Source organism: Candidatus Poriferisodalis sp. (assembly GCF_965214215.1).
Classification (GTDB): Bacteria; Actinomycetota; Acidimicrobiia; order Acidimicrobiales; family Poriferisodalaceae; genus Poriferisodalis.
Map to the genome: position 1 here is coordinate 2,098,522 of NZ_CBDCBD010000003.1, position 21,670 is coordinate 2,120,191.

The window sequence follows — 21,670 nt, forward strand, 5'->3', positions numbered from 1 at the left end:
ACGGACGCTGCGATCTGGTCGGCTGTGCAGTCAGGGCTTCGGCGTTCATGTCGGGCGGGGCACAATGAGGGTGTGAGTTCCCACGCGTTCGGCTCGGTGCCGGCCGAACACCGCTGCGAGAAGCTTGGCTAGGGCCATGCCTGCGGTGTCGCGCGTTCTGCCGTGGCGGCGCATCGCGAACACGGTCGCGGCCGACATCTCGCCGGTGGTCGAGCGCTACCGGCAACGCTGGCCCAAGCAGTCGCCCGAGCTGGTCATCCGGGCATACGAAGCTGCGGCGCAGGCGCACGAAGGCCAACGCCGAAAGACCGGCGAGGCCTACATCACCCATCCCGTGGCAGTGGCAGGCGTGGTGGCCGATCTCGGCCTCGACGACACTTCGATTGCCGCCGCGCTGCTGCACGACGCAGTCGAGGACACCAGCGTCGAGCTGGTTGGGCTGGCCGACGATTTCGGACTCGAGGTCGCGGCGATCGTGGACGGGGTCACCAAGCTCGACCGGGTGCGGTTCGCCTCCAAGCAGGCGCAGCAGGCTGCCACGCTGCGCAAGATGCTCGTGGCGATCGCGAACGATCCCCGCGTGCTGATGATCAAGCTGTCGGACCGGCTGCACAACATGCGCACGATCGGGGCGCTCGGCGCCACCAAGCAGGCCGACGTGGCCCGCGAGACGCTCGACATCTACGCCCCGCTCGCCAACCGGCTGGGCATGCAGCAGGTGCGCGACGAACTCGAGGATCTGGCCTTCGCCGCGCTGTACCCGAAGCGTTACGCCGAGATCGACCGGATGCTCGCCGATCGCACTCCTGAACAGGAGCGCTACGTCGACCGGGTACTGGAAGAGGTCCGCGACCAGCTTGGCCGCATGAAAATCGAGGCCTCGGTGACCGGGCGCAAGAAGCACCACTGGAGCGTCTACGAGAAGATGGTCATCAAGAACCGCTCGTTCGACGAGATCTTCGACCTGGTGGGCATCCGGGTCGTGGTGCCGACGATCCGTGACGCCTATGCCGCCCTGGGCTCCATTCACGCGACGTGGAAGCCGGTGACCGGCCGGTTCAAGGACTACATCGCGATGCCCAAGTTCAACCTGTACCAGTCGCTGCACACGACCGTGGTCGGCCCGTCGGGCACGGCTGTGGAAGTGCAGATCCGCACCGAGGAGATGCACCAGCGAGCCGAGTTCGGGGTGGCGGCCCATTGGCGCTACAAGGCCGAGCGCAACAGCAGCGGCAGCAAAGGCAGCAGCAAGGGCAGCAAGTCCGAGCGGCACCCCAGCGCAGCCGCCGAGGCCGACATGCCGTGGCTGAGCCGGCTGGTCGAATGGCAGGCCGAATCTGACGACCCGGCCGAGTTCATGCGCACCATTGCCAGCGACCTCGGTCATGGCGAGGTGTACGTATTCACGCCCAAGGGCGAGGTGGTGACCCTGCCGACCGGCGCCACGCCCATTGACTTCGCGTACGCCATTCACACCGACATCGGCGACTCGCTGATCGGCGCCAAGATCGACGGCCGGCTGGTGCCGCTGGATCGGCCATTGCGCTCGGGCGACACCGTCGAGGCATTCACCTCCGACGACCCCGGGACTCGGCCGTCGCGTGACTGGCTTGAGGTCGCTGTCACGCCGCGGGCTCGCTCCAGCATTCGTCGCTGGTTCGCCCGTTCTGACCGGTCCGAGTGGGTGGCTGCGGGGCGGGAGGCGGTCTCCGACGAGCTGCGCTCAGAAGGGCTCAAGGCTTCGCTGGTCATCGACGGCGACGAGATGCGCTCCGTGGCGCAGCAGTTCAGCCGGGCCGATCTGGAAACGCTGTTCGAAGCGGTCGGCAAGGGCGACGTGGGAGCCCACTCGGTGGCCAAGCGACTGGTCAGCAACCTGCGAGGCGAGGGCGACGGCGTGCAGCTCCCGGCCCGTCCTGCCCGTCAGCGGGGCTCACGCCGCCGCCGCTCAGCCGGCGTGCACGTTGACGGCCACGACGATGCGCTGGTGCGGCTGGCCCGCTGCTGCAGCCCGGTACGCGGCGACGAGGTCTTGGGGTTCGCGACCAGCGGACGTGGGCTCTCGGTTCATCGCGCGGACTGCGCCAACGCGGGCGAATTGGCGACATCGTCCAATGCCCGACAGGTCGAGGTGGAGTGGGACGAGAGCTGGGCGGGCGAATACGCCGCAGCGCTCGAGGTCCGTGGCCTGGACCGCAACCGCCTGCTGCTCGACGTGGTGCAGATCGTGTCGGGCCGCCACGGCTTGTCGATTGCGAGCTGCGACACGTTCGTGGGCGACGATCAGGTGGCGGTGATGCAGTTCGAGGTCGAGGTCGGCGATCCGATCCTGCTCGACCAGCTCCTGGCCGCATTGCGCGAAGTGCCAGGCGTGTTCGACGCCTACCGCACGATCGAAGGCCTCGCCCGCACCGAATACTGAAGACTCCCGACAGCTAGGACTCGCGAGGGCAGGGCCGTAGCCTGCGCTGGTCATGTCCGGTACGCCTTCAACGCCAGCGAGCCCTCCTGACGGCGGCGATGCAGCGGCCCCGAAGTCGTTCCGCACGCCCATCGGCACACACGATCTTGCGCCACCCGAATCGGGTCGCTGGGTGGCATTGCTGGGCACGTTCATCGTTGCGGCGGACCGTGCCGGGTTCGGCTATCTGCAGACGCCGATCTTCGAGGACATCGGCGTTTTCGCGCGCATCGGCGAGGGCACCGACGTGGTCGGCAAGGAGATGTACGAGTTCTTCGATCGCAGCGACCGCCATCTGGCGTTGCGACCCGAGTGCACGGCGTCGGTGTGCCGCGCCTTCGCCCAGCACCGCCCCACCACGCCGTGGAAGGTCTGGTACCAGGGCCCGTTCTTTCGCTACGAAGCGCCCCAAGCCGGCCGCTACCGCCAGTTCCACCAGATCGGGGCCGAAACGCTCGGCACCGACGACCCTGACGCCGATGTCGAGATCATCGCCCTGGCTGCGGGATTCTTCAGGGCTATCGGGCTGCAGCGGGTGCCGCTGCTGGTGAATTCGATGGGTGACGCCGACACTCGCGCCGCCTACAACGACGCGCTCAGCACGTACCTCCACCAACGGGCCGGCGACGTCGACCCGGAGGATCGGGACAAGATCGAGCGCCACCCGCTGCGCATCCTGGATTCCAAGCGTGCCGCCACCGCTGCCGTGGCTACCGAAGCCCCGCAGATCACCGACTATCTCTCCGCCGAGACGGCGGCCCACTTCGAGCGGGTGCGTGAGGGCCTGGACGCGCTCGGGATCGAGTACGCCGTGGAGCCCAAACTGGTGCGCGGGCTCGACTATTACACACGCACCACTTTCGAGTTCCGTGCCCCGAGCTTGGATGCTGCCCAGGACACGATCTGCGGCGGTGGTCGCTACAACGGGCTGGTGGAGGCGCTCGGCGGGCCGTCGACGCCCGGCATCGGCTTCGCGCTGGGCATCGAGCGTCTGCTGCTGGCCTGCGATGCCGAGGGCGTGTTCGACGTGCCGACGCAACGAGCGGAAGTGTGGGTGGTCGACACGGCGGGCGGCACCGCTGCACGCGATCTCACCCACGAGCTGCGCTCGGCCCGCATCCGGGCCGACCGCGCCTTCGACGACCGGTCGATGCGGGCGCAGATGCGCGCTGCGAACCGCTCGGGTGCAGAGATCGCGCTCATCGTGGGAACCGACGAAATCGATGCCGGCACTGTCACCGTCCGGCCGCTGCGGCGCCCTGACGGCGGCGACGTCGACATGCCGCAGCAGGCCGTGCCACGGTCTGAACTGCTGAGCACCTTGCGAGCCACGTTCGACGCGCTGAATGCCCCAGTGCCAAATGCCCCAGTGCCGGCCTCTGATGACACCTCAAGCCCAGCTTGAACCCCGAAGGACTGACCGAGTGAACACCCTCATGCGAACCGACTACTGCGGGCGGCTGAGCCGCGCCGACATCGGCCGGGAAGTCACCGTGTGCGGCTGGGTCTCCCGGCGGCGTGAGCATGGCGAGCATCTCGCCTTCGTCGACTTGCGTGACCGCACCGGCATCGTGCAATGCGTGGTGGACCACGCGCACGACCTGCGCTCGGAGTACGTGCTGTCGGTAACGGGCACCGTGCGTGAACGACCCGAAGACACCGCCAATGCCGATCTGGCCACCGGCGAGATCGAGATCGGCGATGCAAGCGTCGAGGTGCTGTCGCGCTCGGAGCCGCCGCCGTTCCAGATCGACGGCCGCACCGAGGTCGACGAGATGCTGCGCATCCGCCATCGCTATCTCGACCTGCGGAACCCTCGCATGCACTCGAACCTGGTGAAACGGGCACGGGTGAACGCAGCGATCCGCCGCTCGATGGAGGCCGCGGAGTTCATCGAGGTCGAGACGCCCACGCTCGTGGCCTCCACTCCCGAAGGCGCCCGCGACTTCGTGGTGCCCAGCCGGCTGCATCAAGGTCGCTTCTATGCCCTGCCGCAGAGCCCCCAGCTGTTCAAGCAGCTCTGCATGGTGGGCGGCATCGACCGCTACTACCAGATTGCGCGCTGCCTGCGAGACGAAGACTTGCGGGCCGATCGGCAGTTCGAGTTCACCCAGCTCGACTTGGAGATGAGCTTCGCCACCGGCGCCGAGGTGCGGGCCGTGATCAGCGAAGCAGTGGCCGAAGCGGCCGAAGAGATCACCGGCGTGCGCCCTGCGGCGATGGATGAGATCACCTGGCATGAGGCGATCGACCGCTACGGATCCGACAAGCCGGACCTGCGATTCGGGCTCGAGTTGGTCGAGCTCAGCGACCTGTTCTCCGAGACCGGCTTCAACGCCTTCAAGGCGCCTGCGGTGCGGGGCATCGCGGTGCCCGGCGGCGGCGACATCAGCCGCAACGCGGTCGACGATCTCACCAAGCAGTGCCAGCGATGGGGTGCCAAGGGCCTCGTATGGATGCGCGTCAGCGCCGGCGAGCCGATGGCCGAAGGGGCCCGCAGCGCGGCCGGCGGCCGGCTGGCGGTCACCTCGCCGGTGGCGAAGTTCATGTCCGACGCCGAGATCGACGGCGTGCTGGAGCGCCTCGGTGCCGAGGCCGGCGACATGTGCTACCTGGTGGCCGACACCTGGCGCAGGGCCAGCGGTGTGCTCGGCCTGCTGCGGCTGGAGCTGGGCCGCCCGCCGGTTAACGAGGGCGGCTTGCATTTCTTGTGGGTGGTCGACTTCCCGCTGTTCGAAGATGTGAACGCCGACGGGCTGCCCGTCCCCGCACACCATCCCTTCACGATGCCTCACGTCGACGATCTCGACGTCGTCGCCGCGGCCTCGCAGCGCATGGCTTCGGGCGGGGGGTTCGATGCCGACACGCTGCTGGGCGTGCGATCACAGGCCTACGACCTGGTGCTGAACGGCTGGGAGCTGGGCTCGGGCAGCGTCCGGATCCATCGGGGCGACATCCAGCAGCAGATCTTCGATCTGCTGGGCATCGAGCCGGCTACGGCGCAGGAGCGTTTCGGCTTCCTGCTCGACGCGTTCCGGTTCGGCGCGCCGCCCCATGCCGGCTTCGCCTTCGGCATCGACCGTCTGGCGGCGCTGCTGTGCGGCGAGGAGAACATCCGCGAGGTCATCGCGTTCCCCAAGAGCCAGTCCGGCGCAGACCCGCTCACCAACGCCCCGTCGGCAATCTCCGACGTGCAGCTCGACGAGCTGGGCCTCACCCTGGCCGTCGCGGATGAGGACGCCGACGAGTCATGAGCAGCAGCGACTTGGCCGCGGTGGTGGTGACCGTCTGCGTACTCGTCGCGCTCGTCGCCTTGATCACTGTGCTGAGCCAGGCGTTCGTGCTGATGCGGGAGTTCCGGCGCAAGCTGGAGGTCTTCGACGACAAGGTCGAGCCGGCGCTGAGTCAGCTCGCCGACACCGCCGAGATGGCCCAGGCCGAGATCAGCCGCCTGCGCGACCTGCTGAACATCGCTCAGAAGGTGGCCGGACTGGCTGAGTCTGCTGGGGCCGCGACGGCAAGGGTCGCTGCCGCGCCCGTCGACAAGGTTCGCTCCGCCATCTCGGTGCTGCGCGGCAAGGATTCCGACGAGGAGCGCGTGACTGCACCTCGGAGCGGGGAGCGTTGAGATGTTGAAACGGATGCGCTGGCTGACCCTGGGCGCCGGACTGGGCGCCGGCGCTTCGCTGTGGCTGCAGCGGAGATTCAGGCTTCTGCTCGACCGCTACGCGCCTGTGCGTGGCACCGCCAACGTGCTCGGCACCGCACGCCAGATGCGCCGCGACCTGCGAACGGCCTGGCGGGACGGCAAGCGCCAGATGCACGACGCCGAGCAGCGCCTGCGCGACGAGCGAGACCGCCGCTGGGCCGAACGCCGCCACCGCCGCGAAGCCGCCTGAGTTGCGAATTCCTCAGGTAGTGGTCGGGATCGACTCGGCGATCGGAAACGGAGTGCTGCGCGCCGTGGCAAAGATCCGGTCCAGCTCGTCCTCTGTGAACTGGTGCCGCTCGAACTCTTCGGACATCCTGAGGTAATCCTCGTCAGTGGGTTCGTCGCTGAGTTCGGTCATGGTCGTCGTCTCCTCAGGTAGCGAGCCAAAGGTGGCCGGAGTCGCATTGCGTGAAAGATGGTGATGCCCCCTGCGGTAGGACGGTAGAGGATCTCCACGAGGTTGCCTGACCGGTCCGGGCCGATGCAGAGTTCTCTTGACCAGCCGCCTTCCGGCTCGAGATGGAAGAAGCCTATGGAGAACTGCCAGGCGTGTTCGATATCTGCGGCTGGGATTCCGTGCCGCAGCGCCGAACGTTGAATATCCACACCAAGAACATATTTCAATAAGATTCGATTCTGTTCACGGTTTTCCGCATTGACATGCGCTGAGCTGCGTGGTGCTCGGCGGCGCGGCCTTCGGAGGCCGCGAGAGCCCCGGCGGTCACGGAGGCCGCGAAAGAGCCTCTGTATCCTCTGGGGATGCGCGCCGGGGAACTGCGTGAAGCCTTTAGCTCGTTCTGGTCGGAGCGAGGCCACGATGTCCGCGCCTCCGCGAGCCTGATCCCGCACGAGCCGTCGTTGTTGTTCACGGTGGCCGGGATGGTGCCGTTCATGCCGTACTTCCTCGGTGAAGAGGTGCCGCCGACGCGCCGCATGGTCACCATCCAAAAGTGCGTTCGGGCAGGTGGCAAGCACAACGATCTCGACGACATCGGCCGCACCAACCGGCACTTCACCTTCTTCGAGATGATGGGCAACTTCAGCTTCGGCGACTACTTCAAGGCCGAAGCCATCCCGTGGGCGTGGGAGTTCGTCACCGAGGTACTCGGCCTGGAACGCGACAAGCTCTGGGTGACTGTGCACGTCAGCGACGACGAGGCCGCAGAGATCTGGCAGAGCGCCGTCGGTGTTCCGCCCGAGCGCATACAGCGGCTCGACAAAGACAACTGGTGGGCCGCAGGCGACGTCGGACCGTGCGGGCCCTGCAGCGAGATCTTCTACGACATCGGGCCCGAACATGGCGCCGACGGCGGCCCTGCACACGGCGGCGAAGACCGCTTCGTGGAGATCTGGAATCTTGTGTTCATGCAGTTCGCCGCCGACGGCACCGGCGAGCTGACGCCGCTGGAAGCCCCCGGCATCGACACGGGCGCGGGCCTCGAGCGGATCCTGGCCGTGCTGCAGGGCGTGCCCGCAGCGTGGGACATCGACCTGTTCGCGCCGCTGCTCGCCGAGGCCGAGCGCATCTGCGGCAAGACCTACGGCGCTGATCCCGAGACCGATGTCTCCATGCGCATCTTCGCCGACCACGCCCGCACGACGGCGATGCTCATCTCCGATGGCGTCTTCCCCTCCAATGAAGACCGCGGCTACGTGCTGCGGCGCATCATCCGCCGGGCCGTGCGTCACGCCTGGGTGCTCGGCGTCACCGATGTCGTGATGCCTCGCCTGGTCGAGATTGTGGTGGACGTGATGGGCGACCACTACGCCGACCTGGTCAAGAACCGGCAGTTCATCGCCGACGTCGTGGCCCGCGAGGAGGAGCGCTTCCGCACCACGCTCGCCGCCGGTGTGAGGATTCTCGATGAGGCGACGACCGGTCTGGACTCGGGCGATGCGGCCAACGCCGTGCTTGACGGCGAGACGGCCTTCTTGCTGCATGACACGCATGGCTTCCCGGTGGAGGTGACCGAAGAGATCCTGGCCGAACGGGGCCTGCGCCTCGACCGTGACGGCTTTGAAGCCGCCATGGATGAGCAGCGGGCACGAGCCCGTGCGGGACGGGCGGGCGGCCCGACGTTCGCCGACGAGCGCTACCGGGAAATCCTGGCGCAATTCGGCGCCACCCACTTCGTGCGAGACACCGCGACGGTGCCCGATGCCCGGGTGCTTGCCGTGTTCGAGCTGCCCCAAGGCGACGAACACGGCACCGACGCGCACGACGGCGACCGTCTCGTCGAAGTGTTCCTGGACAGCACTCCGTTCTACGCAGAGAGCGGCGGGCAGGTCGGCGACATCGGCACGATCACCGGCGCTGACGGCGGCATCGAGGTGCTCGACTGCTCCTACGCGCTCGCCGATCTGCACCGCCACGTCGGGCGTGTCGTCGGCGAGGGCGTCGACGCCGGATCGCTGGTAACCGCAGCGATCGACGACGAACGGCGGGCGGCCATACGGCGCAACCACACGGGCACCCACGTTCTGCACTGGGCGCTGCGAGAGGTTCTGGGCGAGCACGTCAAGCAGGCAGGCTCGCTGGTGGCACCTGATCGCCTGCGATTCGACTTCAGCCATTACGAAGGCGTCAGCCGCGATCAGCTGCGCGAGATCGAGCGGGTGGCCAACGCCGAGATCATCGCCAACGGCCGCTGCCGCCATTATGAGACGTCGATGAGTCATGCACAGGCCATCGGCGCCATCGCGTTCTTCGGCGACAAGTACGGCGACATCGTGCGGGTGCTCGAAGCCGGCGAGCATTCGGTGGAGCTCTGCGGTGGCACTCACGTGGCCGCTCTGGGCGACATCGGTCACCTGCGCATCGCGTCCGAGTCGAGCATCGGCTCGAACATGCGCCGCATCGAAGCAATCACGGGCCTTGCGACCGTCGACCGGCTCGCCGACGCCGAGGACACCCTGGACTCGCTGGCCGAGATGCTGAACGCGCAGCCCGACGAGATTGCGTCCGCCGTGCAGCGGCGCCTCGACGAGACCAAGGAGCTGCGCCGGCAGGTTCGCGACCTGCAACGTGCGATGGCGTCGTCGAGGGCCGACGAATTGGCGGCCACAGCCGACGACGGCGTCGTCATCGCCGACCTCGGCGACCTCGAACGCGACTCGCTGAGGGATCTGGCTGTGTCGGTGCGCGACCGCCAAGGCATCCGTGCTGTCGTGCTGGCCTCCGCGCCCGCAGCCGGGGGAGTGGCGTTGGTCGCAGCGGTGGACCCGGCCGGCGATCTGTCTGCAGGCGACTTGTTGCGTGACGCCGCCCGTACGGTCGGCGGCGGTTTCGGCGCCAAGGGCGACCCGCCGCTCGTCGTGGCGGGCGGCCGCAACCCCGACGGCATCGGCGACGCCCTTGCCCAGGCCCGAGTGGCGGCACTCGGGGCGTGAGGCGCACCGCATTCCCGGACTCGACAGGCCAGCCGTGCCGGGCCCGATGATGCGGGCGATCGGCGTCGATCTGGGCTCGAAGCGCATCGGCGTGGCCTTCGCACCTGCGGACGCTGCGGTGGCAGTGCCCTATGAAGTTCTCGAGCGCAGCGGCACGCGTGCCCGTGACCACGAAGCGCTCGCAGGTATGGTCGCTGAGGTGGCTGCGGAGGTGGTCGTCATCGGTCTGCCGACGTCGCTCGACGGCAGCGAGGGACCAGCCGCCGCCGCCGCACGGGCCGAGGCCGGCGAGATCGCAGCAGCCCTCGACGTGCCGGTGGTCTTGCACGATGAGCGCTATACGACCGTGACGGCGGAGCGCATCCTTGCCGAACAGGGCGTGCGCGGCCCTGCCCGTCGCAAGGTCGTCGACAAGGTGGCTGCGGCTGTCATCTTGCAGTCGTGGCTCGACGCTCGTGGCTGACGACGGCGCGCAGCTCTCCGCCGGCGACGGCGAGCCCGGCCGACCTACCGCCGTGAAGTCGCCGCTCGCTGTTCGCAGGCTGGCTGATCGATTCGCTGCGCTTGTCGGTTTGGCATCAGACGGCGATGCCCAGGGTGCCGAGCCTGGTCTCGCGACGAGTCCCGAGCTCGGTGGTTCCTCCGGCACCACGCCGTCCGGTGGACGCCCCGGGCGGTCGCCGTCCCCGCACGAGCCCGCTGCTGGCCCCGAGAGCCCGCCGCCAGTCGAAGGCCGCCGCGGCGTCGATTTCGAGGTGGTCAGCACTAGGCGCGGGCCCGGCACCCTGGGTGCGGTTCTGTTCCTCGTTGTGCTCGGCCTCGTCGGGTGGATGGTAGGCAGCCGCGCCTTGGGGTGGGTGCAAGATCAGCTCGATCCGCCAGGCGAGCCCAGCGGCGAGATCGTGCTGACTCTGCCGCGGGGCTCGAGCACGGCGAGTATTTCGGATCTGCTGGAAGAACACGGCGTCATACCGAGTTCTCGGGCCTATGAGTGGTACGTGAGGCTCAGGGGCGGCCCGGCATTCCAAGCCGGCGAGTACACGTTCGCGTCCAATTCGTCGGTCTGGGAGACGATGGCAGTGCTGGAAGCCGGTCCGAGCCGCGTAGCCCAGGCCGCCCAGCAGGCGCTCACGATCCCCGAGGGTTTGACGGTGGCCGAGATGGCCGAGATGTTCGACGAGGTGGCCGACCTGAGCTTCAGCGGCCGCGATTTTCTCGAGGCCGTCGCGGCGCGGCCGGTGCTCTCGCTGGTGGCGCCGACGCCGAGGATTCTGCCCGACGGCGTGTTCCAGCCCGCGGAAGGGCAGTTCTTCGCCGATACGTATTTCTTCGACTCCCAGACCAGCGCGGAGCAGCTCGTGGCGCTCATGGTCGATCGGCTCGACGAGGTGCTCGAAGAACTGGAGTATCAGGACGCGCCGCGCCGCGTCGGCCTGACGCCGTACGAGGCCCTGATCGTGGCGAGCCTGGTGGAGCGTGAGGCGCAGACGCCACAGGACAGGGCCAAGGTGGCCCGCGTCGTCTACAACCGGCTGGCGCGAGGCTGGTCGCTGGGACTCGACGTGACCGTGATCTATGCGACCGGCGAACAGGAGCTGACGGCAGAGACGCTGGCGGTGAACTCGCCCTACAACACACGTGTGCTCGTCGGGCTGCCGCCCACCCCGATAGCGGCCCCCGGACGCACCTCGCTTGAAGCTGCGCTCAATCCTGCCGACGGTCCATGGATGTACTTCGTGGTCACATCGCTGGACGGCGAGCTGTCGTTCTCCGAGACCGACGAGGAATTCCAGCGCGACAAGGCAGTGTGCCAAGAGCTGGGTCTCTGCGGCTGAGATCGATTACGGCAGCCGACCATTCCAGCCGAGAGCACGTGAGCCGTCGAGGGCTTTGGGCGCGCAGCCGTCCTACAGCGTCAGCCAGCGGCCGAACGCGCTCAGCCGGTTCCACGAGAGCGTTCGCTCAACCGCGTGGCGCCCCATGCACATTGCGGTGCGACGCATACCGCTGTGTGACGTTGTATGAGATGTGCGGCTGAGCATCGCTTGCGTGCACACTGTGCGAATGCGGCCCCCACCCTCTGGCGAGACCAGGGTGGCCGGGGTGATCGGCGATCCTGTGCGGCACTCACTGAGCCCGGCGCTGCACAACGCGGCGTTCGCCGAGCTGCGGCTGGACTGGACGTACGTGGCGTTCGAGGTGCCCGTCGGTCGGGGCGGCGAGGCGGTGGCCGCGATGGCAGTGCTCGGAATCGAAGGGCTGTCGGTCACCATGCCTCACAAGCGTGATGCAGCGGAAGCCTGCGATGAGCTGTCGCCTGCGGCAGCGCTGCTCGGCGCGGTGAACTGCGTGCGCCGCGACGGCGACCGGATAATCGGCGAGAACACCGACGGCGCAGGTTTGCTGCGCTCGCTGCGCATCCAGGCAGGGGTGGACCCCGCGGGGCTGCATGCCGTGGTGCTGGGCGCGGGCGGCGCAGCGCGGGCGGTGATCGTTGCCCTGGCAGCCGAGGGAGCGTCGGTGACGGTGGTGAACCGCTCGCCAGAGGCCGCCGAGCGCGCCGCTGCACTTGGGGCATCGGCGGGTGCCGCCGCGGCCGGGGCATCAGGCGCACCTGTGGGCACGGCAACCGTCGGCGGCCCGCGAGCGGTGCGTGACGCCGATGTCGTGGTGAACGCCACGCCGCTCGGCATGACGCGGGGCGACCCGCTGCCAATCGACCCGGCGCTGGTGCGCGACGGCCAGATCGTCGTCGATCTCATCTACCGGCCCGAGCGGACGCCGCTGCTCGAAGCAGCCGCCCAGGCAGGCGCCACGACGCTGAACGGCACCGGAATGCTCTTGTATCAGGCCGCCGAGCAGTTCAGTATGTGGACCGGCCACGACGCTCCCGTTGACGCGATGGCAGCGGCCGTAGGTCTGGATATCGCCGGGTAGCACCCCGGCCTACGAGCGGCCCGACCGGCCGCACGAGACCGGGGAGCTGCCAGCATGATCTTCGAAGCAACGGCTCGACAGGCGCCTTCGACGCATTCCACGGCCCGCTCAGGCGCAGCCGCGGGCGACGATGTGGCCGTTACGAGCGCAGCCCCGTGACAACGACCCATGTCATAGCAGCCGCCGCGGCGGGCTTCGGCGGGATTGCAGCGGGTGCCGTGATCACGCGCTCGGCACGACGCTGCTTCGGCGTCGGCCTGCAATTGGCGCTGACGATCGCGTCGTGCGTTGTCGTGGCGGCCTTGCTGGCGCTGCGATTCCACCACAGCGCGTACCTCGCACCGCTGCTCTTGTTCGGGTGGGCAGGTGTGGTCATCTCCGGCGTCGACTTGCGCACTCATCTGATCCCCACACGGCTGCTGCGTGCGGCTGCCGCCGTCTCTGTTCCGCTGATGTGTGCCGCGGCAGCCATCGAAGGCGGATTGGCCGGCATGGCTCGTGCGTGCGCCGCCGCGGCTCTTGGAGGGTGTGCCGGATGGGCGATGCTCCATTTCGTCTGGCTTGGCGCCAAGGGCGGCCTGGGCTACGGCGACGTGCGACTGGCCGGGTACCTGGGCATGCACCTGGGGCTGGGCGGATTGGCCCTCGTGCTGCGGGGCCTGTTGATCGGATTCGCCATCGCTGCGCTCGTCGGCGCAGTCGGGGTGGTCGTGCTGCGCCGCGGCACCGACTACCGGTTCGCGCTCGGTCCGTCGCTGGTTGCCGGTGCGCTCGCCACCGTGTGGTGGTTCATGCCGCCGGCCCTCACCGGTTGATCACGTTGCAGCTCCAGATCGCTCGCTGCGCCGAAGACGTCCCGCGCGGCGCTTGGACGCTTCCGCGGGGCGACCCGCTGGTGCCTCGTCGGTACCCTCGCCGGGGATGTCCGGACCCATCGTCGTGACGGTGCCGCTGCGCGAGCGCGCGTACCCGGTGCTCGTGGGTGACGGAGCGCGTGCCGAGTTGGCGCATGTGATCCCGGCGGGCACGAGCCGGGCTGCCGTAGTCACCCAAGCGGGCATCGGTGTGCATGTCGACCCCGGTGTGCCCTTCGAGACATTCACGATCCCCGACGGCGAGCACGCCAAGGACATGGCGATCGTCGGCGATCTGTGCCGCGGGCTCGTCCGGTTCGGCCTCACGAGACGCGATGTCGTCGTCGGCGTCGGCGGTGGCGTGGTCACCGACGTGGCGGGGTTCGCCGCGGCCGTCTACCACCGCGGCGTTGCAGTGGTGCACGTCCCCACGACACTGCTGGGCCAGATCGACGCCGCCATCGGCGGCAAGACCGGGGTGAACCTGCCGGAGGGAAAGAACCTCGTCGGCGCCTTCTGGCAGCCGAGCGGTGTGCTGTGCGATACGGGGGCCGAAGTGCTCGGCACCCTGCCTGCGCGAGAGCTGCGTGCTGGCTACGGCGAGCTGGCCAAGTACCACTTCATCGGCTGCTCCCCTGAGGCAGCGCAGCTCATCGGGAGAGCGAATCTGACGATGGAGCTGATGGGTAGTTCCTTGACCCCTGATTCACCGCTGTTTCGTCGCCTTGCAATGCTCCATCAAGGTTGGCCGCGGGAGGGTGAGCCCGCCAGTTGGCCAGAGAGGAGCGAACTGGCATCTCGGCTGCAGGACGGTGTGGCGCTCAGTGAGCTGGAGGGCGCCGAGCTGATCGCAGCGTGCGTGGCGATCAAGGCCGAAGTGGTCGCATCGGACGAGACCGAGAGCGGCCGGCGGGCGTTGCTGAACTACGGGCACACCCTGGGTCACGCGCTCGAGATCGCCGGCCGCTTCGACCTGCGTCACGGCGAGGCCGTGGCCATCGGGCTGCGGTATGCCGCAGTCGTGGCCCGCCTGCTCGGACGCATCGACGACGACCGGGTGGCCGCCCACGAGCGGGTGCTCGAGGCCTACGGGCTCGACGGGGCCCTGCCTGCGGGCATCGATCACGACGAGATCATCGAGTTGTTCGGCCGCGACAAGAAGGCCGCCGACGGCATCACCTTCGTGCTTGACGGTCCCCGGGGCCTCGAAGTGGTGCCTGGCGTCGACCCCGGCGTGCTGCGCAGCGCGCTCGAGCGGATGTGAGTGCTGCCATGCCTCGCCATGTCGTGCTGCTGCTGTCGGGTCCGAACCTGAACCTGCTGGGCACCCGCCAGCCCGAGATCTACGGCACCGACACGCTGCTCGACCACGTACAGGCCGCTCGCCGGGCCGCCACCGAGCGCGGCTGGGACCTCGAGCACCGCCAAAGCAACCACGAAGGCGACCTCGTCGATGCCGTGCACGCGGGCATCGGCCGGGTCGAGGCGATCGTGGTGAACCCCGGCGCACTCACCCACTACGGCTGGTCGCTGCATGACGCGCTCGCCGCCTTCGAGGGGCCGATCGTGGAGCTGCACCTGTCCGAACCCCGCGAGCGCGAGCCGTGGCGGCATCACTCGGTGGTGGAGCCGTTGGCGACCGCCCGGGTGGCGGGCCAAGGTGGCACCGGCTACCCCCAGGCGGTCACGCTGGCCATTCAGGCGGCGGCTGCTGAGGCCCCCACCGCCGTGCCCGACACCGGCGACGCAGCCGACACTGGCGACCCTGGCGACCGGTGATCGTGGCAGGCCGTCGTGACGGCTAGCTGTGCTTGTACCGTCCCGCTGCGAACCTGTGAAGCACCCAGGCTGACTCCGAGGCGTTGACATGGCCATTTCCACTGCCGATTTCCGCAACGGCATGACGCTCGATCTCGCCGACGGACTGTTTCAGCTCACCGAGTTCCAGCACGTCAAGCCCGGCAAGGGCGGCGCTTTCGTGCGGACCACGCTCAAGAACGTTCGCACCGGTGCCACGCTGGAGCGCACATTCCGGGCGGGCGAGCGCATGGAACGCGCCGTCATCGATCAGCGCGACATGCAGTACCTGTACGCCGACGGCGACTCCTTGGTCTTCATGGTCACCGACAGCTACGAGCAGCTCCCGGTGAGCCGGGCCGCCGCGGGCAGCGCCACGAACTTTCTCGTCGAAGGCGAGATGGCCACTGTGGTGCGCTACGGCGACGAGGTGCTCGGCGTGGAATTCCCCGCATCGGTGGTGCTGGAAGTGGCCGACACCGACCCTGGCGTGCAGGGCGACCGGGTGTCGGGCGCCCGCAAGCCGGCCACCATGTCCACCGGGCTGATGGTGCAGGTTCCCCTGTTCATCGAGACCGGCGAGCGGCTGAGAATCGACACCCGCAGCGGCGACTACATCGAGCGGTCCCGCGGCTGACGCCGCAGGGTCGTTGATCGGGGCCGAGGCCCGCTGCCATGAACCGTCCCGCCGACCCATTCGCCGCTCCCGACGAGCCGACTCGCCGGCGCGAGGCGCGCCAGCGCTCGGTGGAACTGCTCTACGAGGCCGAGATGAAATCGTGCGAGCTGGCAGTAGTTCTTGCCGAGCAAGTCAGCGACCTCGACCCGTTCGCACTCTTGCTGGCCTCCAGCGTCGCCTCCCAGCGTGACGCCCTGGTCGAACGGTTGGCCGGTCTGCTGGCGGAGGGCTGGACCCCCGAGCGCCTCGGCATCTGCGATCGGCTGATCCTGCTGCAGGGACTCTTCGAGCTTGAGCGGGGGTCTGCTCCCGCCGCTGTGGTCATCAATGAAGCCGTCGAGCTGGCGCACCGCCTCGGTGCCACCGACCGCAGCGGCGCCCTCGTGAACGGCGTGCTCGCTGCGGCCCTCCAAGATCGCTCAGCGGCCCCCTAGCCGTTCGGCGGCTTGGTCGCCGGTCCCTCAGGGCGGTCGCGCACGCCGGCGAACAGGACCGGGGCGTTCCCCGTGCTGTTTCAAACAAATAGAAAATAATTGGAATGACATGAAACAACTCACCTAGAACTCGCCATGACTCCCCAGCGACGGCCCCGACTCAGTGGGGCCGCTGCGGGGAGCGAGTTCTCAGGAGCGGTGCGATGGTCACGTTTCAATGCCGGAGGGTGAAGGGTGGGCGCCGAGCGCGTGCCGCTGCTGCTGTGCTGGCAGTGCTTGGGGCCGCATGCAGCGGGGGCGACGCGGAACCAGTCGATCTCGGCCCATCCATCTCGGCAGCGCCGAGCGTTGCCACCGACGAGGTGGGTGCCAAAACGCTGCTGCCGCAACCGGCCACGGATCCACGCACGATCGTCTCTGGCGACGGTGGTTTCCCGGTGTACCTGCAGGCGCCGCCGCCGGAGCTGCCCTCTGCGATCAGCATCGGCGGCGGGCGCATCTGGGTGCCGTGGCCGCCATATCCCGACCAGGCGGAGACCGACGCGCAGCAGGTGTCCGGTTCGCAGTCGCAGCTGCATGGCGACGTGCATGCGGGTCACCGCTACGTCGCCGAGCAGCGGGCTCGTTGGGACATGATGCCGCCATATCTGCGGTCTGCTCAGGCTGCGTTCGCCGAGGGCACGCGGGTTGCTCGGCGGCGTGCGGGCACCGAGTCTGCTTGGGAACTCGTCGTGGATCCCGCTGGGCTGAGCCACGAGACGCGACTGGCTGCGGATCGGTCCGCCGCCTACGACCACCTGTCACTGTGCCCGCCGCATCCGACCGCAGAGGCGCTGGGTCTCGACATCGGCAACACCGCAGCCGAGCGCGATCGGGCGGGCGCGGCAATCGAGGCCTTCATGGTGGGGATGCGCTCACCCGGAAGCCGCCCGATGCACTCATGGGGAACCACGGTCAACGACATTGCCAAGCTGCTCGTCTACAGCCCCGGTGAGCCGATGGAGCTTGCTCTCGGCGGCCACAGCCTCACCGATGCCGGGTTCTTCCCGGGTGACTGGTCGCTTCAGGCCAAGCAGTGGCTGACCCGGCGGGCGGCCCAGGGCGCGGTCACTGATTCGCTGGTCGGCCACGCGGTGGTGAGCGCTGGTCCCGAGACGCTGTGGGAGGCGTGCAGCGACCTGGCCACCATCGTGCCGGGCGTCTACACCGAGTCCCACCGCACGCGGCAGCTGGAGTCGCTGTGGGCGAGGGGCCTGCGACTCGAGTTCACCGCGCCGCCGGTGCAGCGAGCGTGGGTGGCGGACCTGAGCGCGGCGGGTCACGCGCTGGCGCTGATCTGTCACCCGCCAGGGCAGTCATTCCTCGTGGACGCCTCGACCGGCGAACGGCTCGACGCTGGCGTCCGCCAGAGCGCACAGGTCGAAGCGATGTGGCTGGCTTGGTCTCGGCTGAGCTTTCGCGTGCTGCGCAACGCGTTGTTCGAAGGCGACTGCGAGGGAGAGGCTCTGGGCCGGGCGACGCAGTGGCTGGCCGACGCCAAGGCGGCCCACACCGCCTCGATCGACTGGAGCGAGCCCAGCGCCTGGGGCTCGGGCGTGCGCAACCAGTGGGTCGCCGTGCGCGAGTGGGTGGAGGTCCCTCAATCGGAGGCGTGGTGGGCACACCGCGATCACCGCTGGCACCTGCGGTTCTGGTGCGCCGTCGGCATCCCCGTCGGCACGTTGGCGGACGGCGAGCTGCGCCGACCCGAGCTGGCGCCGCACTGCACCACCGAGCAGTGGGCCGCTCTGGCCGAGGCCGCCGCAGAGGCGCCGGCGGTGACTTCGGAGCTGTCGGCCACGAACTGGGCGCCCGGCGCGAGCTGGCACGAGCGCATGTATCTGTCGCCGTTCAAGTCGACGCAGCAGGTGCTCGGATGCCTCGCGGACCGTGATCTCATCGCCGAGGCGCTGCAGCGACCGGTGGAACGACGGGTCAAGAGACCGTGGCCGCCGGGCTCGCTGCCGCTGACCGAGGCGCCGCTGCTGTACCCGCGGCCGATGCCGCCGTGCCCGCAGGCCAGCTGGCCGCCGCAGACCGAGCGCTATTGGTGGCCCGCCGCAGCGCCGCTGTCGGAGGTCGCGCTGTCGGAGGTCACGTCGTGAGCAGCCGCAACGGGGCGGCCGATGCCGCCGTGGACCGTGGCCTCGGGGTGCGCCGAGCGGCCCAGTGGACCATCGCAATCGTGCTCGCCGTCCTCCCGCTCGCGGTGACGACAGCGGTCGGAGACGCCGCCGGAGCGCAGACATCGGTGGCGCCCGTGCTGAGCTGTCCGGGCGGGATGGTGCTCGACCGCGCCAGCGGGACGTGCCTGACCCAGCGCACCGAGACCGTGCTTCGCCCCGCGGGCTGCCCGGCGGGTTCGACAAAGGTCGCTGGTCAATACGGCGGTCACGTCTGCCAGACCAAGATGACCACGACAGTGGACACGGGGCGGACGAGGCAGGTCTACAGCCACACGACCTACGAAAAGACGTGGGTTCCGACCGGCACCAAGAGGGTTCAGACCGGCACGACGCGTGTCTGGGTGCCGCCGCGCTCGACGGTCGAGCCGTTGGTGCCGCCGACGAAGGTGCAGGTCGGAACGCGCACGCAGTCCAAGACGGTGACCCGCCCTGGGCCCGAGGTGATGTACGAGGTCAGCTACACGGTGGAGGTCCAGACCAAGCGGACAGTGAAGCGATGCTCGTTCGATCCGCTGGCGGGACAGCAGTGTTGGAACGAGACGGTCACCGACACGCGTACCGAGACCCGCACGCGTCTTGAGTGCTGCATCCCCGGCCCGCCGATCACCACCACCGTTACGAGCGAAGTCCCGGTCTACGAGTACCGGACTTCGCACACGGTCACCATTCCGGGGTACTGGCGAACAGATCCCGTCTATGAGATGCAAGAGACTGGCTACTGGGACACCGTGCCCAAGATCCACTACACCACCGAACCGGTCTACGAGACGGTGACGCAGTGGGTGACCTCAGCAGCGACGCAGGGGCCGTGCCCCGCAGGTTGGCAGGCCGCTGGCAGCCAGTGCTCGCGTACCGTGCTGGGCCAGCCGTCGGCAGCGCCGACCCAGAGCTGTCCGGCCGGGTCGGTGCCCCGCTACGGCGATGCGCTCGGCGGCACGGGTCCTTCGGTGCTGACGTGCCAGTCGAATGCGCCGGGCTCGGACACCGACACCGGCACTGATCAAGAGGACAGCGGCGGTTCGGAGACGTCCCCCGACGGCGAAGCGCGGCCGCTGCACCACCTCGCGGGCGAGAGCGACGAACGGCTCGCGGAGCTGGGCATTCACCGCTGCTCCAACGGGCTGTTGTCCTATGTGCCGTGCGATCGACTGCCGGGACGCACATGGGACAGCGATCCCGACATCTGCGACGGCATCGAGGGCACGACCTATCGGCCTGACCACGGCGGCAGCTGCGTCACCGAGAGCGACCTGCTCAACAAGTGCACCACCCGCGGAACCTGCGAAGAGACCACTATCCGGACGTACTGCCCCGCAATCGGGGAGCTGGCAGACACCCAGATACAAGAGCATGCCCACCCCCATCGCGGCGCGGAGACCTACCGGGTGTGCATCTTCGACTGCTCCAGCTTCGGTTCGCTGCCGCAGTACGTGCAGTTGCGCATCAACGGTTCCTACGACTACGCCTGCCAGCCGGTTCCCGAGACGCAGGAGACCACCCCGGACACATCCCCGGCGACGACGACCACCACCACCACCGAATCGACCACCACGACGACGGAGGCAGACGACGAAGAGGACGACGATGACGGCGACGACGACGAAGAGGACGACGATGACGGCGACGACGATGACAGCGACGACGATCGGCCGGACACCACGCAGCCTCGTACCACTGCGCCGGACACCACGCAGCCTCGTACCACTGGGCCGGACACCACGCAGCCTCGTACCACTGCGCCGGACACCAAGAGGCCCGATACCACCGATCCGGACACCACGGAACCAGCCGACGACGAATGCGCAGCGGTGCCTCCGGGAAGTGTGGCCTCGGGTGCACTCGCCGGGTTGAGGTGGGTGTCTCATGTGCGTGCTGGCAGTATCAGCGCATCGCCCCAGCGGCACCTGCCCGGCCAGGGGCGCTACGTGCAGGTCGCGCCCGGGCGTGGCTGGGTCGAAGTACACGGCCCGGTCGATGTCGTCGAGCATCAGTGTCGCTGGGACGCGACGTGGGTACTTGCTTCCTGGGACGACCTGCAGCCCTGGGATGCCGGCGATCGCCGGGCGATGGAGGCGAATGCCAATACCCGGCACCTGGTGAGGCGCTGGGATGCGCTCGGTGTCGACCAGCAGCAACTCGTGCGCCAATGGCATCGACCAGGCGCCGTCCCTGCCGAGGTCGTCTGCTCGGTCGGCGCAGCGCGCGGCCCGGGCGCATCCGCATCGTGCGGATGGGTGCTCGTGTATCCGGCGGCATTCGCCTGGCGAGCCCAGCTGTGCTTCGAGCTCGACGCACAGGAGGGCACACCGCGGTCCGCGCCGCTGCGGGGAGGCAGGCCTGCTGCGACCGATCCGTGCTGGGTGACGGTCGCTTCGGGAGTGGACTGGATCAGATCAGTCGGTGACTACGCGGACGGCCGCGTCACGCTCACGCAGAGCGGGAGCGACTCGTGACGGCGCCCTCCCCGGTGGGATACGCCGGCGAAGATCAGCTTCCCGGGCGCGGTGCCATGCCGCGTCCCGGCGGGGAGCCGTGGCGTTTGGGGGCTGCAGCGCTGATCGTGGTGACCGTGGTCGCCGCCATTTGGCTGTGGGGTCGCCCGCATGCGGCTCCTCCCGCTGTGCTGGCCGCAGTCACGTCCGAGCCGTGGACGGCCGGCCAGCCGCCGGGCGGGTTCGAGCTTGTCGAGGTGACGGAGCAGTTCGCAGCACAGCTCGCCGACCCCGGCTCGATCCCGGGGAGTGTCGCGACCCACGACCTTCCGCCGGGAACGTTCGTGACTCCCGCGCTGCTCGGCGCCCCGAGCAGCGCCAGCGGCGCACTGACCCCGATGCGCTTCGCAGCGGACACGTCGGCTTGGCCGACACCGGGTCCCAGCGCAGGCAGCCGAGCCGTCGTGGCGGGCGTGCTGGGCGGCTGCGCCCTGGACGTCACGACTCTGGCGGGAGGTGCCGAAGGGAGCATCGTGGTCCACCTCGATGCTCCCGGGGCCGCGCGCTACGCCAATATCGCCGAGCTCGACGGCCTAGTGGTCTGGCCGGCGCCTCCCGATGGCTGGCCCGAGTGTCGATCGTCGCAGTCTGACATCGGACTCGGCTCGCCGTTCGGCGGCGGGACGCCCTCGGGATTCGACAGCGAAGCGCGGTCGGGGATCCCCTTCCCCGAATCGGTCGGGGGCTGA

General features: G+C 68.8%; 18 protein-coding genes. 17 read left to right on the forward strand and 1 reads right to left on the reverse strand.

Features of this window, described 5'->3' with window-relative positions; translation table 11 throughout:
* The first annotated feature begins 136 nt into the window (after window positions 1-136).
* Genes ACOOF5_RS11930 through ACOOF5_RS11950 form a run of 5 tightly spaced genes read left to right on the forward strand, consistent with a single transcriptional unit; the run spans window position 137 to window position 6,360 of the window.
* A complete protein-coding gene (locus ACOOF5_RS11930) occupies window positions 137-2,422 on the forward strand; it encodes a RelA/SpoT family protein (RefSeq protein WP_420439404.1) in 2,286 nt (761 codons plus the stop codon).
* Window positions 2,423-2,474: 52 nt separating this feature from the next.
* Window positions 2,475-3,866, forward strand: a complete 1,392-nt coding sequence (gene hisS / locus ACOOF5_RS11935) for a histidine--tRNA ligase (RefSeq protein ID WP_420439406.1) — start codon at window positions 2,475-2,477, stop codon at window positions 3,864-3,866.
* 31 nt (window positions 3,867-3,897) lie between these two features.
* On the forward strand, window positions 3,898-5,715 hold the full coding sequence (gene aspS / locus ACOOF5_RS11940) for an aspartate--tRNA ligase (protein WP_420440973.1): 1,818 nt from the start codon (window positions 3,898-3,900) through the stop codon (window positions 5,713-5,715).
* A complete protein-coding gene (locus ACOOF5_RS11945; RefSeq protein ID WP_420439408.1) occupies window positions 5,712-6,089 on the forward strand; it encodes a hypothetical protein in 378 nt (125 codons plus the stop codon). Before aspS ends, ACOOF5_RS11945 begins: the two co-directional genes overlap by 4 nt.
* Window position 6,090: 1 nt before the next feature.
* Window positions 6,091-6,360, forward strand: coding sequence for a hypothetical protein (locus ACOOF5_RS11950; protein ID WP_420439410.1), 270 nt, complete (start codon window positions 6,091-6,093; stop codon window positions 6,358-6,360).
* A 12-nt stretch (window positions 6,361-6,372) separates the two neighbouring features.
* Here ACOOF5_RS11950 and ACOOF5_RS11955 read toward each other — a convergent pair whose 3' ends face one another.
* Complete coding sequence (locus tag ACOOF5_RS11955) at window positions 6,373-6,531, reverse strand: hypothetical protein (RefSeq protein ID WP_420439412.1); 159 nt, start codon at window positions 6,529-6,531, stop codon at window positions 6,373-6,375.
* A 401-nt stretch (window positions 6,532-6,932) separates the two neighbouring features.
* Between ACOOF5_RS11955 and alaS the strand changes: the two genes are divergently transcribed.
* The 12 genes from alaS (at window position 6,933) to ACOOF5_RS12015 (ending at window position 21,670) form a co-directional block, all read left to right on the forward strand.
* Window positions 6,933-9,563, forward strand: a complete 2,631-nt coding sequence (gene alaS / locus ACOOF5_RS11960) for an alanine--tRNA ligase (protein WP_420439414.1) — start codon at window positions 6,933-6,935, stop codon at window positions 9,561-9,563.
* A gap of 34 nt (window positions 9,564-9,597) precedes the next feature.
* Window positions 9,598-10,026 carry a Holliday junction resolvase RuvX gene (ruvX, locus tag ACOOF5_RS11965; protein WP_420439416.1) on the forward strand — a complete coding sequence of 143 codons (429 nt, stop codon included), beginning with the start codon at window positions 9,598-9,600 and terminating at the stop codon, window positions 10,024-10,026.
* The gene (mltG, locus tag ACOOF5_RS11970; RefSeq protein WP_420439418.1) at window positions 10,019-11,398 is read left to right on the forward strand and encodes an endolytic transglycosylase MltG; all 1,380 of its coding nucleotides are present in this window, start codon (window positions 10,019-10,021) and stop codon (window positions 11,396-11,398) included. Before ruvX ends, mltG begins: the two co-directional genes overlap by 8 nt.
* A 229-nt stretch (window positions 11,399-11,627) precedes the next feature.
* Window positions 11,628-12,500, forward strand: coding sequence for a shikimate dehydrogenase (gene aroE / locus ACOOF5_RS11975; RefSeq protein ID WP_420439420.1), 873 nt, complete (start codon window positions 11,628-11,630; stop codon window positions 12,498-12,500).
* A gap of 155 nt (window positions 12,501-12,655) precedes the next feature.
* Window positions 12,656-13,315 (forward strand): prepilin peptidase, encoded by a 660-nt coding sequence (locus ACOOF5_RS11980; RefSeq protein ID WP_420439422.1) that lies wholly within the window; start codon window positions 12,656-12,658, stop codon window positions 13,313-13,315.
* A 106-nt stretch (window positions 13,316-13,421) separates the two neighbouring features.
* Entirely contained in the window at window positions 13,422-14,618 is a 1,197-nt protein-coding gene (locus ACOOF5_RS11985; RefSeq protein WP_420439424.1) for a 3-dehydroquinate synthase family protein, read from the forward strand.
* 8 nt (window positions 14,619-14,626) lie between these two features.
* Window positions 14,627-15,133 carry a type II 3-dehydroquinate dehydratase gene (locus ACOOF5_RS11990; protein ID WP_420439426.1) on the forward strand — a complete coding sequence of 169 codons (507 nt, stop codon included), beginning with the start codon at window positions 14,627-14,629 and terminating at the stop codon, window positions 15,131-15,133.
* Window positions 15,134-15,221: 88 nt separating this feature from the next.
* Window positions 15,222-15,788, forward strand: a complete 567-nt coding sequence (gene efp, locus ACOOF5_RS11995) for an elongation factor P (protein ID WP_420439428.1) — start codon at window positions 15,222-15,224, stop codon at window positions 15,786-15,788.
* 38 nt (window positions 15,789-15,826) lie between these two features.
* Entirely contained in the window at window positions 15,827-16,264 is a 438-nt protein-coding gene (locus ACOOF5_RS12000) for a transcription antitermination factor NusB (RefSeq protein ID WP_420439430.1), read from the forward strand.
* Between the two features lie 203 nt (window positions 16,265-16,467).
* The gene (locus ACOOF5_RS12005) at window positions 16,468-18,408 is read left to right on the forward strand and encodes a hypothetical protein (protein ID WP_420439432.1); all 1,941 of its coding nucleotides are present in this window, start codon (window positions 16,468-16,470) and stop codon (window positions 18,406-18,408) included.
* Window positions 18,405-20,942 carry a hypothetical protein gene (locus tag ACOOF5_RS12010; protein ID WP_420439434.1) on the forward strand — a complete coding sequence of 846 codons (2,538 nt, stop codon included), beginning with the start codon at window positions 18,405-18,407 and terminating at the stop codon, window positions 20,940-20,942. Before ACOOF5_RS12005 ends, ACOOF5_RS12010 begins: the two co-directional genes overlap by 4 nt.
* On the forward strand, window positions 20,939-21,670 hold the full coding sequence (locus ACOOF5_RS12015; RefSeq protein ID WP_420439436.1) for a hypothetical protein: 732 nt from the start codon (window positions 20,939-20,941) through the stop codon (window positions 21,668-21,670). Before ACOOF5_RS12010 ends, ACOOF5_RS12015 begins: the two co-directional genes overlap by 4 nt.

What these genes read in the sequence shown, in the direction of transcription:
- ACOOF5_RS11930 (WP_420439404.1), top strand. Translation starts at nt 137, where the DNA reads ATGCCTGCGGTGTCGCGCGTTCTGCCGTGGCGGCGCATCGCGAACACG.
- hisS (WP_420439406.1), top strand. Translation starts at nt 2,475, where the DNA reads ATGTCCGGTACGCCTTCAACGCCAGCGAGCCCTCCTGACGGCGGCGAT.
- aspS (WP_420440973.1), top strand. Translation starts at nt 3,898, where the DNA reads ATGCGAACCGACTACTGCGGGCGGCTGAGCCGCGCCGACATCGGCCGG.
- ACOOF5_RS11945 (WP_420439408.1), top strand. Translation starts at nt 5,712, where the DNA reads ATGAGCAGCAGCGACTTGGCCGCGGTGGTGGTGACCGTCTGCGTACTC.
- ACOOF5_RS11950 (WP_420439410.1), top strand. Translation starts at nt 6,091, where the DNA reads ATGTTGAAACGGATGCGCTGGCTGACCCTGGGCGCCGGACTGGGCGCC.
- ACOOF5_RS11955 (WP_420439412.1), bottom strand. Translation starts at nt 6,531, where the DNA reads ATGACCGAACTCAGCGACGAACCCACTGACGAGGATTACCTCAGGATG.
- alaS (WP_420439414.1), top strand. Translation starts at nt 6,933, where the DNA reads ATGCGCGCCGGGGAACTGCGTGAAGCCTTTAGCTCGTTCTGGTCGGAG.
- aroE (WP_420439420.1), top strand. Translation starts at nt 11,628, where the DNA reads ATGCGGCCCCCACCCTCTGGCGAGACCAGGGTGGCCGGGGTGATCGGC.
- ACOOF5_RS11985 (WP_420439424.1), top strand. Translation starts at nt 13,422, where the DNA reads ATGTCCGGACCCATCGTCGTGACGGTGCCGCTGCGCGAGCGCGCGTAC.
- ACOOF5_RS11990 (WP_420439426.1), top strand. Translation starts at nt 14,627, where the DNA reads ATGCCTCGCCATGTCGTGCTGCTGCTGTCGGGTCCGAACCTGAACCTG.
- efp (WP_420439428.1), top strand. Translation starts at nt 15,222, where the DNA reads ATGGCCATTTCCACTGCCGATTTCCGCAACGGCATGACGCTCGATCTC.
- ACOOF5_RS12000 (WP_420439430.1), top strand. Translation starts at nt 15,827, where the DNA reads ATGAACCGTCCCGCCGACCCATTCGCCGCTCCCGACGAGCCGACTCGC.
- ACOOF5_RS12005 (WP_420439432.1), top strand. Translation starts at nt 16,468, where the DNA reads ATGGTCACGTTTCAATGCCGGAGGGTGAAGGGTGGGCGCCGAGCGCGT.